General features: G+C 63.7%; 16 protein-coding genes. 8 read left to right on the forward strand and 8 right to left on the reverse strand.

Translation table 11 applies throughout. The features are described 5' to 3' along the window. Positions 1 to 11: 11 nt before the first annotated feature. The 5 genes from IEW58_RS06820 to plsY all read right to left on the reverse strand — a co-directional run bounded on the left by IEW58_RS06820 (position 12) and on the right by plsY (position 4,865). The gene (locus tag IEW58_RS06820) at positions 12 to 194 is read right to left on the reverse strand and encodes a hypothetical protein (protein WP_188644441.1); all 183 of its coding nucleotides are present in this window, start codon (positions 192 to 194) and stop codon (positions 12 to 14) included. Next, complete coding sequence (topA, locus tag IEW58_RS06825; RefSeq protein ID WP_188644442.1) at positions 194 to 2,779, reverse strand: type I DNA topoisomerase; 2,586 nt, start codon at positions 2,777 to 2,779, stop codon at positions 194 to 196. The genes IEW58_RS06820 and topA overlap by 1 nt, the downstream gene beginning before the upstream one ends. 64 nt (positions 2,780 to 2,843) lie before the next feature. After that, positions 2,844 to 3,176 carry a hypothetical protein gene (locus IEW58_RS06830; RefSeq protein ID WP_188644443.1) on the reverse strand — a complete coding sequence of 111 codons (333 nt, stop codon included), beginning with the start codon at positions 3,174 to 3,176 and terminating at the stop codon, positions 2,844 to 2,846. Positions 3,177 to 3,195: 19 nt separating this feature from the next. Next, a complete protein-coding gene (gene dprA, locus IEW58_RS06835) occupies positions 3,196 to 4,287 on the reverse strand; it encodes a DNA-processing protein DprA (protein WP_188644444.1) in 1,092 nt (363 codons plus the stop codon). Further along, entirely contained in the window at positions 4,284 to 4,865 is a 582-nt protein-coding gene (gene plsY / locus IEW58_RS06840) for a glycerol-3-phosphate 1-O-acyltransferase PlsY (protein WP_188644445.1), read from the reverse strand. The genes dprA and plsY overlap by 4 nt, the downstream gene beginning before the upstream one ends. A 111-nt stretch (positions 4,866 to 4,976) precedes the next feature. On the opposite strand from plsY, the gene murI reads away from it, so the two are divergent. The 8 genes from murI (at position 4,977) to IEW58_RS06880 (ending at position 13,509) form a co-directional block, all read left to right on the forward strand. Next, positions 4,977 to 5,774, forward strand: a complete 798-nt coding sequence (murI, locus tag IEW58_RS06845) for a glutamate racemase (protein ID WP_229658479.1) — start codon at positions 4,977 to 4,979, stop codon at positions 5,772 to 5,774. After that, a complete protein-coding gene (locus IEW58_RS06850) occupies positions 5,774 to 6,241 on the forward strand; it encodes a hypothetical protein (protein WP_188644446.1) in 468 nt (155 codons plus the stop codon). The genes murI and IEW58_RS06850 overlap by 1 nt, the downstream gene beginning before the upstream one ends. A 111-nt stretch (positions 6,242 to 6,352) precedes the next feature. Next, positions 6,353 to 7,573: a 5-aminolevulinate synthase gene (hemA, locus tag IEW58_RS06855; protein WP_188644447.1), complete on the forward strand. Its 1,221-nt coding sequence runs from the start codon at positions 6,353 to 6,355 to the stop codon at positions 7,571 to 7,573. A 40-nt stretch (positions 7,574 to 7,613) separates the two neighbouring features. Next, a complete protein-coding gene (locus IEW58_RS06860; protein WP_188644448.1) occupies positions 7,614 to 9,248 on the forward strand; it encodes a sensor histidine kinase in 1,635 nt (544 codons plus the stop codon). After that, on the forward strand, positions 9,245 to 9,874 hold the full coding sequence (locus IEW58_RS06865; RefSeq protein WP_188644449.1) for a response regulator: 630 nt from the start codon (positions 9,245 to 9,247) through the stop codon (positions 9,872 to 9,874). The genes IEW58_RS06860 and IEW58_RS06865 overlap by 4 nt, the downstream gene beginning before the upstream one ends. 196 nt (positions 9,875 to 10,070) lie before the next feature. Then, positions 10,071 to 12,245: a putative bifunctional diguanylate cyclase/phosphodiesterase gene (locus IEW58_RS06870; protein ID WP_188644450.1), complete on the forward strand. Its 2,175-nt coding sequence runs from the start codon at positions 10,071 to 10,073 to the stop codon at positions 12,243 to 12,245. A gap of 38 nt (positions 12,246 to 12,283) precedes the next feature. Further along, positions 12,284 to 12,979, forward strand: a complete 696-nt coding sequence (locus tag IEW58_RS06875; protein ID WP_188644451.1) for a nitroreductase — start codon at positions 12,284 to 12,286, stop codon at positions 12,977 to 12,979. A gap of 176 nt (positions 12,980 to 13,155) precedes the next feature. Then, complete coding sequence (locus IEW58_RS06880) at positions 13,156 to 13,509, forward strand: hypothetical protein (protein WP_188644452.1); 354 nt, start codon at positions 13,156 to 13,158, stop codon at positions 13,507 to 13,509. A gap of 66 nt (positions 13,510 to 13,575) precedes the next feature. Here IEW58_RS06880 and IEW58_RS06885 read toward each other — a convergent pair whose 3' ends face one another. The 3 genes from IEW58_RS06885 to IEW58_RS06895 form a co-directional block, all read right to left on the reverse strand. After that, a complete protein-coding gene (locus IEW58_RS06885; RefSeq protein ID WP_188644453.1) occupies positions 13,576 to 14,781 on the reverse strand; it encodes an alanine racemase in 1,206 nt (401 codons plus the stop codon). A gap of 166 nt (positions 14,782 to 14,947) precedes the next feature. After that, on the reverse strand, positions 14,948 to 16,180 hold the full coding sequence (locus tag IEW58_RS06890; protein ID WP_188644454.1) for a carboxynorspermidine decarboxylase: 1,233 nt from the start codon (positions 16,178 to 16,180) through the stop codon (positions 14,948 to 14,950). A gap of 12 nt (positions 16,181 to 16,192) precedes the next feature. Beyond that, positions 16,193 to 16,543, reverse strand: a complete 351-nt coding sequence (locus tag IEW58_RS06895) for a DMT family protein (protein WP_229658480.1) — start codon at positions 16,541 to 16,543, stop codon at positions 16,193 to 16,195. Between the last annotated feature and the right edge of the window lie 3 nt (positions 16,544 to 16,546).

The raw sequence follows: 16,546 nt of genomic DNA on the forward strand, positions 1-16,546 counted from the left end.
GCCCCTGGTCACTAGCGCTTCTTGGCGATTTCGATGCCGTTCTTCTTGGCGAAATCCTTGGTGGATTCCTCGCTGCGGTTGATGGCCTTGGCTATTTCCTTGAGACCCTTGCCCTTGCCCGCCAGCGTCCGGAGCATGCCGGCTTCCTCGGCCTTCCACGGTTGCTTATGCCGCTCGAAGTGCTCCTTCGCCATCAGTCGGCCTCCGCTTTCGCGGCAGCCTTCTTCACGGTCGTCTTCTTGGCGGGCGTCTTCTTCGCTGCTGCCTTCTTCGGAGCGGCTTTCCTGGCGGGTGCCTTCCTGCCCTTCTTCTTTGGCGGCCCCTTGGCAGCGCGAGCGTCGATGAGTTCGATCGCCTGCGCTTCGGACAAGTCTTCCGGCCTCATGTCCCGGGGAAGAGTCGCGTTGGTCGTCCCGTCGGTGACATAAGGGCCATAGCGCCCGGCCATGACCTTCATCTCCCCGCCGCTGGTGGGATGCGCGGCGAAGGTCTTGATCGGCTCTGCCTTCGCCCCCCCCGCGCCGCCACGCTGGCCGGCTTGAGCGAGGATATCGACTGCCCGGTTCATCCCGACCTCGAACACTTCCCGCGTGTTCGAGAGCTTTCCATATTTCCCATCGTGCCGGAGGTAGGGTCCGTAACGTCCGATATTCGCTTCGATTTCGAGGCCGGTTTCCGGATGATTTCCGATGACTCGGGGGAGGCTCAGGAGCTTCAGGGCCCACTCGAGGTCGAAATCAGGCAAATCCTTGGGAATCGACGCGCGCTTCGCATCCTTCCCCTCGCCCAGTTGGACATAGGGACCGAACCGGCCGCTTTTGCGTTCGACTTCAAGGCCGGTCTCCGGGTCCTTGCCCATCGAAGCGTCCTCTCCACCCTCGGCTCCCCCGCCCGTGCTCGCGAACTGGCGGGTGTACTTGCACTCGGGATAGTTCGAGCAGGCGATGAACGCGCCGAACTTGCCGCCGCGCAGGGCGAGACGCCCACCGCTCCGTCCCTCGGCGACGCATACCTGGCATTCGCGCGGATCGTGGCCGTCGGCACGGGGAGGGAACAGGTAGTCGGAGAGGTATTCGTCGAGCACTTCGGTCACTTCCGAGGGCTTCTTCTCCATCACCTCGTCGGTCTTCGGTTTGAAGTCGATCCAGAATTGGCGAAGCAGCTTCTTCCACTCCTCGTTTCCGGCGGACACCTCGTCGAGTTCATCCTCCATCCCGGCAGTGAAGTCGTATGCGACATATCGTTCGAAGAAGCGCTCGAGGAAAGCGGTGAGCAGCCGGCCCGACTCCTCGGCAAAGAAGCGGTTCTTTTCCATCCGCACGTACTGGCGATCGCGAATGGTCTGAATGGTCGAGGCGTAGGTGGATGGACGTCCGATCCCGAGCTCTTCCAGTCGCTTGACAAGGCTCGCTTCGGAAAACCGCGGGGGCGGCTGGGTGAAGTGCTGGTTGGCCTCGACACCTGTCTTCGCAGGGGTGTCGCCGTCGCGCAGCAGCGGCAGCAGCCCCTCCTCGTCGTCCTCTCCCTTTTGGTCTCGTCCTTCCTCGTACACGGCCAGAAAGCCCGGGAACTTCACCACCTGACCGGTGGCCCGTAGCTCATGCCGCCCGGTTGGATCGCGCAGAGTGACGGTAGTGCGTTCGAGGCTGGCCGCCGCCATCTGGCTTGCCATCGCGCGCTTGAAAATGAGGTCATAGAGACGCGCCTCGTCGCCCTGGCCGGCACGGTCGCGAGTAAAATCGGTCGGCCGGATCGCCTCGTGCGCTTCCTGCGCGTTCTTGGCCTTGGTCTGGTAGATGCGCGGTTTTTCGGGAAGGTATTGGCCGGAGAAGCGGTCGCTGATGGCCTTGCGCGCGGCACTGATGGCGCTGCCGTCCATCTGGACTCCGTCGGTCCGCATGTAGGTGATGGCGCCGGCTTCGTAGAGGTTCTGGGCCAACCGCATCGTATGGCTCGCCGAATAGCCGAGCTTGCGCGCGGCTTCCTGCTGGAGCGTCGAAGTGGTGAACGGGGGCGCAGGGTTGCGCTTGAGCGGCCTGGTATCCACTCCCTCAACCGTAAAGCGCGCATCCTCGACCGCCTTCTTCGCGGCCACCGCGGTCCCCTCGTCTCCAATGGAAAGGCGCTCGAGCTTATTGCCTTCATAAGTGACCAGCCGCGCCTCGAAAGCGGTGCCGTCGTGCAGCAGGTGCGCGACGACCGACCAGTATTCCTGCGCGACGAATGCCTCTATTTCCCGCTCGCGCTCGACGATCAGCCGCAGCGCTACCGATTGCACCCGGCCCGCGCTCTTGGCGCCCGGCAACCGCCGCCAAAGCACTGGCGAGAGGGTGAAACCATATAGATAGTCGAGCGCGCGGCGGGCCAGGTAAGCGTCGATCAGGTCCTGGTCCAGCTCGCGCGGCCTCGCCATCGCATCTGTCACCGCGGTCTTGGTGATCGCATTGAACGTGACCCGCTCCACGTCCTTGGGCAGGGCCTTTTTCTTCGCAAGCAGGTCCCGCACGTGCCAGGAGATCGCCTCCCCTTCCCGGTCGGGGTCGGTCGCAAGGATCAGACGATCGGCCTTTTTCGCGAGGTCCGCGATGTCCTTCACCCGCCCCGTCTTGTCGCGATAGACTTCCCAGTCCATCGCGAAGTCCTCGTCCGGACGGACGCTGCCGTCCTTCGGCGGCAGGTCCCGCACGTGGCCATATGAGGCGAGGACCTTGTAGTCCTTGCCGAGGTATTTCTCGATGGTTTTCGCCTTGGCCGGCGATTCTACGATGACGAGTTGCATGAAAGTGGTGTGTGTCCCTACGCGTATACGTACGCGCGAGGGTGGTGCCTGGTCCCTCCGTGCGTCAAGCGGGCATGCGACGCAGGCGAACCATGACCAGCGCGAACATCGCCGCCAGCAGAAGATCGATGCTGCCAAATGCCGCGGTGATCGCATCGGTCTGCCCGCGCGCCCAGAACGCGACCGCGGGAATCCCGAAGCAGAGCTTTTCGAAGATGGTCAGGGGAACGAGCCGTTGATAGCGCATGGGATCTCCGGCGATGATCCAGAACAGCCCCTGGAACACCAGTGCCAGGCCAACGAAGCCGATTTGGGTCAGCTTGTGAGGATCGGGCAGCGGAATGAGATAGGCGGGCACCAGCACGGCCACGCCGTAGACCGCGGCGAGGCGATACACGCGATTGGCGAAACGAAGGTCAGGCGGCAAGGCTCACCCGTCCCCCGGCGTGGCGAACGAGACGCCCGGCAATCTCCAGCTCCAGCAGGGCGAGCTGGACGGCCGCGGCGGCCTCTCCGGACTGGCGGATCAATTCGTCCACCGCGACCGGAGCGGTGGTAAGGAGTGCGGAGACGTCTGCAGGCTCGGCATCGGCAAGCTCGTCATCACCGAAAATGTAGGCAGGCGCCGCTTCCCGGAACGTGGATCGCGGCGTACCGTCGAATCCGCTCAGCAGTTCGATCACGTCTTCCGGCGCCTGGACGAGGACCGCGCCGTCGCGGATGAGCTGGTTGCACCCCGTCGCGCGCCCGTCGAGCGGGCTTCCGGGAATGGCCATGACCTCCCGCCCTGCCTCGGCAGCGAGGCGAGCGGTGATCAGCGAGCCCGACTTTGGCGCCGCCTCGACAACAAGTGTGCCGCTCGCCGGCCCCGCGATGATGCGATTGCGGCTGGGAAAATGACGTCCACGCGGCTCGGTGCCCGGCATCTGTTCGGCGATCAGCAGCCCGCGGCTGGCGACTTCCTCCTGCAGCTCCGCGTGTTCGGGCGGGTAAGTCACGTCGATACCGCTGGCGATTACACCGATGGTCGCCGGCAGAGCGCCGCGATGGGCGGCGCCGTCGATCCCGCGGGCAAGGCCGGAGACGACGGTGAATCCCGCCTGCGACAGCGCGGAAGCGAAGTCTCTCGCAAGCTTGATTGCCGCGGCCGAGGCATTTCGAGCGCCAACCATCGCGACGCAGGGCCGGCTGGCGAGCGAGAGATCACCGCGCCACGTGAGTATCGGCGGCGCACTGTCCAGCTCCGCCAGCAAGGCGGGGTAATCCGGCTGGTCGTGGAACAGGTATCTGGCCTTCGCCCGGCGCACCTGCGAGATTTCCTCTGCAATCCCCTCGGGAGATGCGGCACGATACGGTGCCCCGCCCCGCTGCGCGAGATCGGGCAACGCCTTGATGGCAGCTTCGGCGGTGCCGAACCGCCGCAGCAACTGCCGGTAGCTGACCGGGCCGATGTTGGGCGAGCGCAGAAGCCGGATGCGCGCGAAAGCTTCCTCCTGCGAAAGGCTCATTTAGGACTGCCGACCCGGGGCTCCTCACCGCGCATCAGGCGGGAGATATTGGAACGGTGCAGCCAGATCACGATTGCTGCGATCGCGACCAGAGGCGGAAGGTACTCGCCGTATCCCAGTGCAGCGGCGGCAATGACCGCAGCGATCACTGCTGTCATTCCCGCGACCGAGCTGATCCGCACTAAAGCGAGCACCCCGAGCCAGACGAGCGCATAGGCAAGGCCGATCGGCCATGCGAGGCCAAATGCGACGCCCGCATTGGTCGCAACTCCCTTGCCGCCCTTGAACCCGATCCAGACCGGAAAACAGTGCCCGATGACGACGGCGACGGCCGCCAGCGCCTCGGCATGCGGCCAGAGAAACTTGGCTAGGATCACCGCGCCAAGGCCCTTGGCAAGATCAAGCAACAGTGTCGCGGCTGCCAAGCCCTTTTTCCCGGTGCGCAACACGTTGGTCGCACCCGTCGCTCCGCTCCCGATCTCGCGAACGTCTCCCAGGCCCGCGGCGCGGGTGAGAAGCAGCCCAAAGGGTATCGAGCCCAGCAGGTATCCGGTGATCGCTGCGAGCAGCCAGTCCATTTCGCCCTCTCCTCGCGCCGCGCTTGTCGAACCGACCGCCAACGCTCTAAGCGCGTCGCTAGATGAAAGCATGGTGCTTCGACAAGCGCACTAGGGGGCGTTCTGACTGATTTGCCGAAGGCCGAGGCGCCGATCCTGCTGTTCGATTCCGGCGTCGGCGGCCTGACCGTGCTGGCCGAGCTGCGCAAGGCTTTGCCCGAAGCGCCCGTCATCTACGCTGCTGACAGCGCGGGCCTTCCCTATGGCAGCAAGACGGAAGCGGAAATTGCGGCGCGCGTGGCTGGCTTGCTGGGCGTGTTGACCGAGCGGTACCGGCCACGCCTTGCGACCATCGCCTGCAACACGGCCAGCACTATCGCGCTCGGCATGGTGCGCGACGTGCTCCACATCCCTATCGTCGGTACGGTACCCGCCATCAAGCCGGCCTCGCTGGTCACGAAGACCGGCGTCATCGGCTTGCTCGGTACCGAAGCGACCATCCGCCAGGCGTATGTGGACAGGCTCGAAGCAGAGTTCGCCAGCGACAAGCGCATCCTGAGGTTTGCCGCACCAGGTCTCGTGGCTGCGGCAGAGGCCAAGCTACGAGGACAGCCTGTCGACCAGACCGCGATCGCTGACACGGTGAAAGGATTGCGCGCGATGCCAGGCGGTGAGAGCATCGATGTCGTGGTCCTCGCCTGCACGCACTTTCCTCTGCTCATCGCCGAACTGGCAGAGGCGCTGGGCCCAGGGACACGCTTCGTTGACGGAGCCGGGGGCATCGCCCGGCGCATCGTCCATCTCACGCAAGACCAGGCTTTCACGAGGACCCGGGAAGATTTCGCGGTGACCACGGGACCGGTCGGGGAGTTTACGGAACTTGCGCCCGCCTTAAAGACGTTCGGGCTGGAACGGGTGGAGAAGATCTGATGCCAGCGGCGGGTGACCGTGTCGCGGTGGTGCGGGAAAGCCTCGAAGAGTTGGCCCAGGAGCGCGGCGATATCACCGCCGAAGTTCTCGATCGCTATTATGCCGCGCAGCCCGATGCGCGTGCCTCGTTCGCGCGACACGGCCTCGGCGATGTCGCCGGGCTCGAAGCGCGAATGGTTTCAGAATCGATCTATCTCTTGCTCCGCTGGGTGGAGGAGCCCTCGGCAGCCAGGATCGACCAGGCGACCACGATCGTGCATCACAACGATACTCTCGATATCGGCCCGCGTCGGTACATGGGGCTCATCGACGCGGTGATCGACATCCTGCTCGAGGCTTCGGAAGACAAGGCCGAGCAACATGCGATGTGGCAGGCGATCCGGGCCGAAATCGCCTTTTTCATCGATAGCCTGCGCTCCGAGTTCCTGCACACCATCGACGCACAGCCACTGATTTGCCCAGAGTGATCCGGCTCTTGCGGAGGGCAACTCCGGAAAGAACACAGTGGCATTTTGTGGACCGGAAGAGTAGGTGACGGGCGATTGCCGGACGGACCCGGCGCGACCGCGAGTGCCTGCGTGAACTACGACCAGATTTTCGACCAGGCGATAGACCGGCTCCACGAAGAGGGCCGCTACCGCGTTTTCATCGACATCCTGCGGAACAAGGGCGCCTTTCCCAACGCCCGTTGTTTTGCCGGGCACAACGGCCCCAAGCCCATTACCGTGTGGTGCTCGAACGATTATCTCGCGATGGGTCAGCACCCCAAGGTGATCGCCGCGATGGAAGAAGCGTTGCATGACGTGGGCGCCGGTTCGGGCGGCACGCGCAATATCGGCGGCAATTCGCATTACCACATCGAACTGGAAGCCGAGCTGGCCGACCTGCACGGGAAGGAAGCGGCGCTCCTGTTCACCAGCGGCTATGTTTCGAACGACGCGACATTGTCGACGCTGGCGAAACTATTGCCTGGCTGCGTGATCTTCTCGGACGAACTCAATCACGCCAGCATGATCGCGGGCATCCGCAACTCGGGGTGTGAGAAGCGCGTGTTCCGGCACAATGACCTCGAGCATCTCGAGGAACTGCTGGCCGCCGAACATCCCGACGTACCCAAGCTGATCGCGTTCGAAAGCGTGTATTCGATGGACGGCGACATCGCGCCGATCCATGCCATCTGCGACCTCGCCGAAAAGTACAACGCTCTGACCTATATCGACGAGGTCCATGCGGTTGGCATGTACGGGAAGCGGGGCGGCGGTATTTCGGAGCGCGACGCGGCGGCTCACCGCATCGACATCATCGAAGGAACGCTTGGCAAGGCTTTCGGCGTGATGGGCGGCTACATCTCGGCGGATCGCAAGATCGTGGACTGCATCCGCTCGTATGCTCCAGGTTTTATCTTCACCACCTCGCTCTCGCCTGTCCTGGCCGCCGGGGTTCTCGCAGCTGTGCGCCACCTCAAGGAATCGAGTGTCGAGCGTGAGGGGCAGCAGGCCGCTGCAGCGCGCTTGAAAACGATGCTGAGCGAAGCGGGAATTCCGGTCATGGATACGGTCACCCACATCGTGCCAGTGATGATCGGCGACCCCGTGCGCGCCAAGAAGATCAGTGACATCCTGCTCGCCGAATACGGAATCTACGTTCAGCCAATCAATTTTCCGACTGTGCCGCGCGGGACCGAGCGCCTTCGCTTCACCCCGGGGCCTTCGCATGACGAAACGATGATGCGCACGCTGACAGACGCGTTGGTGGAAATCTGGGACCGCCTCGACTTGCAACTCGCAGAAGCTGCCTGATTACACTGCCCGGAAGGCATGATCTCGGCATAATCGCGCCGTGATCGGCGAGTTTCTCCAGAACCGCTCCGGAAGGGTGATAGCACTCGGGCGAGTGCTGATGGCCGTCCTGTTCTTCGCGGCCCTCTGGTTTGATCCCGCTCAACCGGCTCGTGCGAGCGCTCTGGGATACGGGCTGCTGGGCGGCTATCTGGCCCTGGCGCTGGTACTGTTGGCCGTCGCACTGAGGAGCTGGTGGTGGGACCATCGCCTCGCCTGGCCGGTGCTGGGAATCGACGTCGTCGCCTTCCTGTGGGCCGTCTTCTTCACCGAAAGCCTGAACGACGATTTCACCAGCCCATTCCTCGCCTTTTTCACGTTCTTGATGCTGGCGGTAACAATCCGCTGGGACTGGCGAATGACGGCGGCGACTGGCGTCGTGGTGACTGTGCTCTACTTCGTCGTCGGGCTTGGCCTGACAGCAAACGAATTGGACATCAATCTGCTGCGCTTCGGACGGCGCGTCGCCTATATGTTCGTGCTGTCGCTACTGCTTATCTGGTTCGGATTGCAGCGGCGCGAGCAACAAATCGGCGCGTTTTCGGAGACGTCCGCGCCAGCCGAAAGCCTGCCGGTACCACTCGAGGGCGCGCTTCATTACGCAATCGAGCAGACCGGGGCGCGGGCAGGCGCGATCGCATGGAGCAATGGCGAAGAGCCCTCGATAGAGCTTCGAACCGCGGGACTGCACTCATCAGCCCGCCGCCTGGCTCCGGGCGACCTATCGGAGGACCGCGCGTTCGGCGCGAAAGTAAGGCTGTTCTCCGCCGACCGGCAGCGAAGCCTGAAAGCGAGCTCGGGCAGCCGGCCAGAGGCCAGCGGGAAGCGAGTCAGCGAACCCCTCGCCGATCTGCTTGGAGTCGGCGAGGCCTTGGCAGTTCCCTTCAGCGGCGGCGCCGGACGTGGCGAGATACTGCTCGTGGGGATCAATGGCGTTGGTGCCGATCATGTAGTGATCGGGCAGCTTGTCGCGCGCGAGGTTCGCGCGGCACTCGACCGCCACGCGACTCTCGTTCTTTCCCACGAAAGCGCCCTTGCCCGCACCCGCTATGCCCTTGCTCGGGACCTTCACGACAACGTCGCGCAATCGCTCGCCGGTGCGGCACTGCGGCTTGAAGGATTACGAACCTCGATCCGAGCCGGCAACGATCCGGACGCGGAAATCGTTGAACTCAAAGCGGCGCTCCGGGCAGAGCAAAAGCAGGTGCGCGAGTTGATCGACCGGCTTCGTTACGGTGAACCCGAACTCGATACGGCGGAATTGAGCGCGAGCGTCTTACCATTAGTGAATGAGCTGTCGCGAGCCTGGAACGTGGCCATCGCGCTCGACTGCCCGCACCCTCTAGCTGGGCCGGCGGAGCTGCGCCACGAGATCGCCAGCATCCTGCGCGAAGCGGTCGCCAACGCCGTGCGTCACGGCGAAGCGCGAAAAATGACAGTCGCATTTCGGCGCGCGGATAATAAACTCCGGCTGACGATCAGCGATGATGGCACAGGATTCCCCTCAGGGGCCGGACGAGATGCGCCGCGATCGATCCGGGAGCGCGTCTCGCGTCAGGGCGGGTTCCTTGCTCTGGATACTGAACGCGCAGGCACAAAGCTGGAAATCCAGCTGCCGATGGGAGACGAAGCGTGATCTCGGTACTTCTTGCGGACGACCACCCCTTCATGCGGGCCGGAGTCGAGGCGGTGCTTCGCGGTTCGCGGTACGACATCGTCGAAACGGTGAGCGACGGGGAAGCCGCGCTTGAGGCGGTCGCGCGTCGCGATCCGGACATCTGCATCTTCGACATCCGCATGCCCAAGCTCGATGGCGTGGGTGTTCTGGAAGCGATGCGCTCACGCGGTGACGAGCGTCCCGTCGTAATCCTGACAGCCGAATTGACCGACCGCGCGCTCTATACGGCCGTAAAAGCCGGAGTTAACGGCATCGTGCTGAAGAACGGCGCGGAGGATTCACTGATCGAATGCCTGGACGAAGTAGTGAGTGGCGGCAGGGCGATCCCGGCGGAACTGCTGACGCGCGCGCTCGACCTGGCGATGAGCGGAGGTACTCGCGAACCTCTGGCCGTGCTGGCCCCCCGCGAGCGGCAAATCGCCGAGTTGGTTGCCCAAGGGCTGCGCAACCGCGACATCGCCGAACGTCTCGGTATGACGGAGGGGACGGTTAAAGTTTATCTCCACGGGATCTACCAGAAGATGGACGTCGAAAACCGCACGTCGCTGGCCCTGATCGCCCGGGAGGCCTCGAAAGTGAGTTAGGACCTGGGGTCGTTCAAGCCCCGGAAGATCCGCATCCTGGCCACAGCCGCAAGATCGCCGCCAAGTTGGATCAGGCGCTTCACGCGGGTAGCGGCGGATAATGAGCCGCGGGCCAGTCTTAGGCTGCCGTAAACCATTCGAAGCGTAGAAATCATGCCGGTTGACCAACCGCGAAGCGCGGACGCAGTGGACGAGAATGGCAGTTCGAAATTTCTGGAAAAGCGCGGCCGGGGCGGGTGACGATCTCACCAGCGATGGGCTGCGTCATGCCATTCTCGACGATTTCGAACAGACCGGGCTTGCGTGGATTTGGGCCTCGGATGCCAGTGGCTGCCTGAATTATCTATCCCGCGGCGCAGCGGAGGCGATCGGGGTTCCACTCGCCTCGCTGTTGGGCAAGCCCGTTGCCGAGCTATTCGAGACAGATCCCGATGGTCCGGATGACCGATCGGCAAGGCCATTGGGGTTCCAGCTCAAGGCGCACAACCGGGTCTCGGACGTGACCGTCCGTTGCGCGCTGCCGGAAGCGCATACAGGACGACCGGTATGGCTATCGCTGTCGGGGCAGCCGAAAACGGACTCCCGCGGGAAGTTTCATGGCTACCGCGGATGGGCTACCGACATCTCGGTCGAATACCAGCGCAAGATCGCGGATTCGCGGATGGCAGAGTTCGATTCTCTCACCGGCCTTTACAACCGTGATCGCATGAGCCGCCGGCTCGACGGCATGCTGGCCGCATTCAAGGCCGCGAAGCGCACTTGCGCCCTGATGATGCTCGACCTCGACCGGTTCAAGCAGGTCAACGACACCATGGGTCACCAGGCCGGCGACAACCTTCTTCAACAGGTGGCGGAGCGGCTGAAAAGCATCATCGGGGACCGCGGCGAAATCGGTCGTCTGGGCGGGGACGAGTTCCAGGTCATCATTCCCGATGTGGACGACCGCGGAAAGCTCGGCGAGCTGGCCGAAAAAGTCATCCAGATCATCTCCCAGCCTTATCCGATCGAGGACAAGCGCGCGATCATCGGCACGTCGGTCGGCATCGCCATCGCCCCCTATGACGGGCTCGAAACCGAAGAACTGGTCCGCGCGTCCGACCTTGCACTTTATTCGGCCAAGAACGGCGGCCGGGGCCAGTTCCGTTTCTATTCGGCCGACCTCAAGGACGAGGAGCAGGAGCGACAGCTTCTGCTTGATGACCTGCGCGAAGCGTTGGCCGCCGAACAGCTCGAGCTGCACTATCAGCCTGTCGTGCGCATAAAGGACAACCTGGTGGTCGGCATGGAAGCGCTGATGCGCTGGGAGCATGCGGAGCGCGGCTGGGTCAGTCCCGGACTGTTCATTCCGGTCGCAGAGGACTCCAGCCTAATCGGGCCACTGGGCGACTGGGCGCTACACCGCGCCTGTCGGGACGCGATGGAGTGGCCCGACACGGTGCGGGTCGCGGTCAACGTGTCCGCCCGCCAGTTCACCGCCAATGGATTCGTCGACATCGTCTCCGATGCCCTGCAGGCCAGCGGGCTGGACCCGGACCGGCTCGAGCTCGAGCTGACGGAAAGCGTGTTCATGGGCGATAGCGAGGCGACCGACGAGACCTTTCGGGCGCTCAAGAAAATCGGCGTGCGCCTGGCGCTCGATGACTTCGGCACCGGCTATTCCTCTCTCAGCTATCTGAGGTCCGCGCCCTTCGACAAGCTCAAGGTGGACAAGAGCTTCGTCGATTCGTGCACCCAGGCAGACCAGAACAGCGCGAAGATCATCACCGCAATCATCGGCCTGTCGAAAGCGTTGGGGATGGAAACCACCGTGGAAGGCGTCGAGGCGTTCGACCAGCTCGAGGTGGTCAAGGCCCGCGGAGCGGAACTCGTTCAGGGCTGGATCTACGCCAAGGCGATGCCGCAGAGCGCCATCCTGCAGCACATCGAATCCGGGGTTTTCAGGATCGAGCCCAGTGGACCCGAGAAGCACCGGCCCGACCGCCGTTCGATGTTCCGCAGGATCGGCATCATTCACGGCGACCACCGCTACGACGCCGTCATCCGCGATCTCAGCAAGACCGGTGCGTTCATCGAGGGTCTCGTCGGCGTTCCCGACGGGACGGCGATGGTGCTCGACCTCGGTCAGGGACAGCTGGTTGTTTCGCGGGTCACCCGGTCGGAAGGAGCGCAGTTCGCCGTTGAGTTCGAGACTTCGTTGGTCAGCGACGGCGCCGGCGGCCTGTGCACCCGTCACCGGGTGAGCCCCTATGCGCTGGCCGCCGCAAGTATGCCGCTCGCCAGTTTGCCGCAGGGCGCATCGCCAGTCGGCCTCGCAGCAAATCCGGCCAGCCCACCGATGTTCATGCAGGTGCAGGTCGGCAGCGGCGGCTGAGGCTTTACTCGCGCCGGCGAGCGGCTAAATCGGTTGCCATGAGCAATGCATCTCCACCCAGTTACGACGAGGTCGTCCTCGGGCGCCGGTCTATCCGCGGGTATCTCGACAAACCGGTGCCGCGTGAATTGATCGAGGACGTCCTTGCCCTCGCGATGCGGTCGCCCTCGTCGATGAATACCCAGCCGTGGCATTTCCATGTGATCACCGGAGAGCCGCTCGACCGCATTCGCCGGGGCAATACCGAGAATATCCTCGCCGGCGTTCCGGACAGCCGCGAGTTCCGGCGGGGGAGCGCTTTTGCCGGCGTCCACCGCGAGCGGCAAATCGGCGTCGCCAAGCAGCTGTTCGAAGCAATGGGGATCGCGCGTGACGACAAGGACAAGCGCCAGGACTGGGTGCTGCGCGGCTTCCGCCAGTTCGACGCGCCAGTCTGCGTTATCATTACCTACGACCGCGTTCTCGACGATGGAGACGACAGCAAGTTCGATTGCGGCGCGGTTACTACAGCGCTGGTGAACGCGGCGTGGTCACGCGGGTTGGGCTGCGTAATCAACTCGCAAGGGATCATGCAGAGCCCGATCGTCCGTCAGCACGCGGGAATTCCCGACGATCAGGTCATCATGAAGGCGGTAGCGCTCGGCTGGCCGGACGACACCTTTCCCGCCAACGCGGTGGTCAGCGAGCGAAAGCCGGTCCAGGAAGCTGCGCGATTCGTCGGCTTCGGCGACTGACTCCGGTCGAATTCGATCAACGCATCGAGCCGCGTTCCAAACGTCTCATCCGCGAGCCGTTTCTGAAGAACGACGGTCTGTAGAACCGTTAATCTCCGCGACAGGCGAGCGAGCCGACCCGCTCGCTCCCCATCGCGGCACGCCAGCAACGTGTCGCGCAGCCGGAGAGAAAGACAATGAAGATCGCAGCACTCACCGCTCTGCTTCTCGCCACGGGAACAGCCGTCTTCGCGCAGGATGTGCCGACCGCAGGCGCGACTACCGAGACTACCACGACGACAACGGTGCCGACCGCCAACGGAAACGGGGCGGAAGTCTCGCGAACGACGGAAACCACCACTACAACCGATGACGCCGGAAGCGTTTCGACGACCGCTTCCACGCAGCAGTCGGTCACCACCCCGAGCGGCATCACCAACACGGTGAACCGCGCAATCGATGCTCTGGGCAAAACGACCACGACGACCGGTCATGTGAAGGCGGACGCAAGCGCCCACGTTCACCCCTCTACCCCCAAGAAGCCCAAGTAAACAGACCGCGCCATAAATGCGCGATAATCGTCCCGCGGCGATCTTCGCCGCGGGACTTCGTTTGAGTCAGCGAAGCGACACCACGTTGTCGCTCGCGCGCGGATCGACGCGGTCGCCGCGATAGAGGCTTGCCATCGGCTCGTCCTCGACGATGATCTGTTCGGCCTTGCCGAAGCCGTTGAAGCCGGTCTTCATCGCCGCTCCATAGGCGCCGAGCATCCCGATTTCGATATAATCACCTGCCTGGATATCGGCCGGCAGCATGAAGGGTCCCTTCATGTAATCGGCGTCATCACAAGTCGGTCCGTAGAACGCGAACTCCGCGAGAGGTTGAGTGAGGTCATCTTCGAGCGCGACGACCGGGAAACGCCATTCGATATGCGCGGCATCGAACAGCGCGCCGTATGCGCCGTCGTTGATGTACAACTCCTCGCCCCGGCGCTTCTCTACCCGCACAATCAGCGAGGAATACTCGGCGCAAAGCGCGCGCCCGGGCTCGCACCACAGCTCGGCGTTGTAGGCGATCGGCAAAGCTTCGAAGTGGCGGTGGATGATCGCGAAGTAATCTTCGAGCGGCGGCGGCTCCATCCCCGGATAATCGCTGGGGAAGCCCCCGCCGACATCGACCACGTCGATGACCACCGACGCCTCGGCGACCGCGGCGCGCACGCGCTCCAGCGCCTGGACGTAGGCAAACGGCGTCATAGCCTGGCTGCCAACGTGGAAGCACACGCCCAGCCAGTCGCAGTGCTGGCGGGTCGCCTGTAGCAGCTCCGCCGCATCCGCGAGATCGCACCCGAACTTGGCGGCCAGGCTGAGCTCGGAGTATTCCGAAGATACGCGCAGGCGAACGAGCAGGCGCAGGTCGCCAGCGGCGACGCCTTGCTCCGAGGTGGTCGCCTCGACGACCTTCTCGAGCTCCTCGATCGTGTCGAGGCTGAAGGTCTTCACGCCATGCTGGAAGTAGGCTTCGCGGATCGCCCGCGCGGTCTTGACCGGGTGCATGAAGCACAGCTCGGCGGCCGGCAGCGCTTCGCGCACCAGGCGGACCTCGGCGATGGAGGCTACATCGAAGTGGGTCACCCCGTTGTCCCACAAGACCCGCAGGAGATCGGGCGAGGGATTCGCCTTCACGGCATAGAGCGACTTGCCCGGAAACTTCTCGACGAAGAAGCGGGCAGCGCGCGCAGCAGCGTGCGGGCGGTTGAGGATTACCGGTTCGTCCGGCGCGAGGGCGCGAACTACAGACCGTGCGTCAGGATGATGGTGCAACTCAAGGGACCCCCAAACGGTAAGTTTGAACGAGGCAGCCTTGCGGTTATGGAAGTCCCCTTGGGGCTGCGGGGTGCGCCTATATAAGGCGCTGCGTGAACCGCAAGTGAAAATCGGGACTTTTGCCCACAACCCCCGCACGCGAGGGACCGTGGCCCACGTCCGTTCAGCTGAGGCGGTCGCGGAAGTCCTCGTATCCGAAGCTCTTCACCTGCTCGAGCGAATCGCTTTCGCTGTCCCACAGCCAGATGCTTGGCAGCGGGACGCCATTGAAGGTGTTGGTCTTGACCATCGAATAGTGCGCCTGGTCGAGAAACGCGATCCGCTCGCCAGGCTCGTTAGGCACCGGCAGGCGGTAGTCGCCGATGACGTCGCCGGCGAGGCACGACGGGCCGCCGAGCCGGACCAGTTCGCCCTGCCCTTCCCCGGTTCCGAGCCAGTCACCCGGATCTCCTAGGCCGCTCTCGCTTGCCGGCCCCCGGCCCTCGTGCAGCATCGCCGGCCGATAGGGCGCTTCGATGACGTCCGGCATATGACACGTCGCCGAGATGTCCACGATGGCCACGGATTGGCCGTTCCAATGCGAATCAAGAATCGTCCCGACGAGGATGCCCGCATCGAGCGCAACGGCTTCACCAGGTTCCAGATAAATCTCCGCGCCGGTGTCCTCCTTCGCGTCGCGCAGGAATTCGACCAGTTCCTCGCGTTGGTAGTCCGCCCTGGTGATGTGGTGGCCGCCGCCCATGTTGATCCACTTGAGCTGGCCGAACCACGGCTCGATCGCATCGAACACGGTGTCCCACGTGCGGCGGAGCGGTTCGAAATCCTGCTCGCACAGGTTGTGGAAGTGGATGCCGTCGATCTGGCCCATGATCTCGGGCGTCAGCTGGTCGATTGGAAAGCCCAGGCGGCTGCCGGGCGAGGAGGGATCGTAACGCGGCACCTCCCCTTGGGGGCATAGCGGGTTGATCCGCAGGCCAATGTCAAACCGCTGTCCGGCGGCGCGCGCTTCTTCCAGGATAGGCGCGTAGCGCTCCATCTGGCCTGGAGAATTGAAGATGACATGGTCCGACAACCGGCAGACTTCGGCCAGCTCGGCTGGCTTGTAAGCGGCACAGTAAGTCGCGATCTCGCCATCGTAGAACTCGCTCGCAAGGCGCGCTTCGTAAAGGCCGCTGGTGCACACGCCGTCGAGGTATTCGCCGATGATCGGGGCGACCGACCACATGCTGAACGCCTTGAGGGCGGCCAGGACCTTGATGTCGGCCTCGTCGCGGATGTCGGACAGGATCTGCAGGTTGGCGCGCAGTTTCGCCGCATCCACCACGAAGGCCGGAGAGTCCACCCGGCTCAGGTCGAAGTGCGCGAATGCTCCGGGATCGCCGGCTCTGGTTTCCATGTCAGTTCCTTGTCAGCCGAAGGGCGCCTTGAACACGAGCCACGCCCCGCCCGCTATAAACGCGAAGCCGGCGATCTGGCTGGGACCGGGGCGCTGGTCGAACAGGATCCAGGCAATCAGCACGAACGCGCTAAGCGAAAGGACTTCCTGGATCGTCTTCAGTTCGGCCAAAGAATAGCTTGCCGCCCCGATCCGATTGGCTGGAACGGCAAGGCCGTATTCGAACAGGGCGATAACCCACGCCATCAGGATGGCCAGCCAGACCGCCATGTGGGGCATCTTCAGGTGGCCGTACCAGGCGACATTCATGACGACGTTCGACAGGGCCAGCAAGCCAACCGGCGCGAGCATCGTCCAGTTCACGGA

Origin of the sequence: Tsuneonella deserti, from assembly GCF_014644315.1 — a bacterium.
In the GTDB taxonomy this organism is placed as follows: Bacteria; Pseudomonadota; Alphaproteobacteria; order Sphingomonadales; family Sphingomonadaceae; genus Tsuneonella; species Tsuneonella deserti.

Bases quoted from the DNA above. Each gene is read 5' to 3' on its own strand.
- IEW58_RS06875 (WP_188644451.1), top strand. From the start codon at position 12,284: ATGAGCAATGCATCTCCACCCAGTTACGACGAGGTCGTCCTCGGGCGC.
- IEW58_RS06820 (WP_188644441.1), bottom strand. From the start codon at position 194: ATGGCGAAGGAGCACTTCGAGCGGCATAAGCAACCGTGGAAGGCCGAG.
- IEW58_RS06890 (WP_188644454.1), bottom strand. From the start codon at position 16,180: ATGGAAACCAGAGCCGGCGATCCCGGAGCATTCGCGCACTTCGACCTG.
- IEW58_RS06870 (WP_188644450.1), top strand. From the start codon at position 10,071: ATGGCAGTTCGAAATTTCTGGAAAAGCGCGGCCGGGGCGGGTGACGAT.
- IEW58_RS06880 (WP_188644452.1), top strand. From the start codon at position 13,156: ATGAAGATCGCAGCACTCACCGCTCTGCTTCTCGCCACGGGAACAGCC.
- plsY (WP_188644445.1), bottom strand. From the start codon at position 4,865: ATGGACTGGCTGCTCGCAGCGATCACCGGATACCTGCTGGGCTCGATA.
- topA (WP_188644442.1), bottom strand. From the start codon at position 2,779: ATGCAACTCGTCATCGTAGAATCGCCGGCCAAGGCGAAAACCATCGAG.
- dprA (WP_188644444.1), bottom strand. From the start codon at position 4,287: ATGAGCCTTTCGCAGGAGGAAGCTTTCGCGCGCATCCGGCTTCTGCGC.
- IEW58_RS06850 (WP_188644446.1), top strand. From the start codon at position 5,774: ATGCCAGCGGCGGGTGACCGTGTCGCGGTGGTGCGGGAAAGCCTCGAA.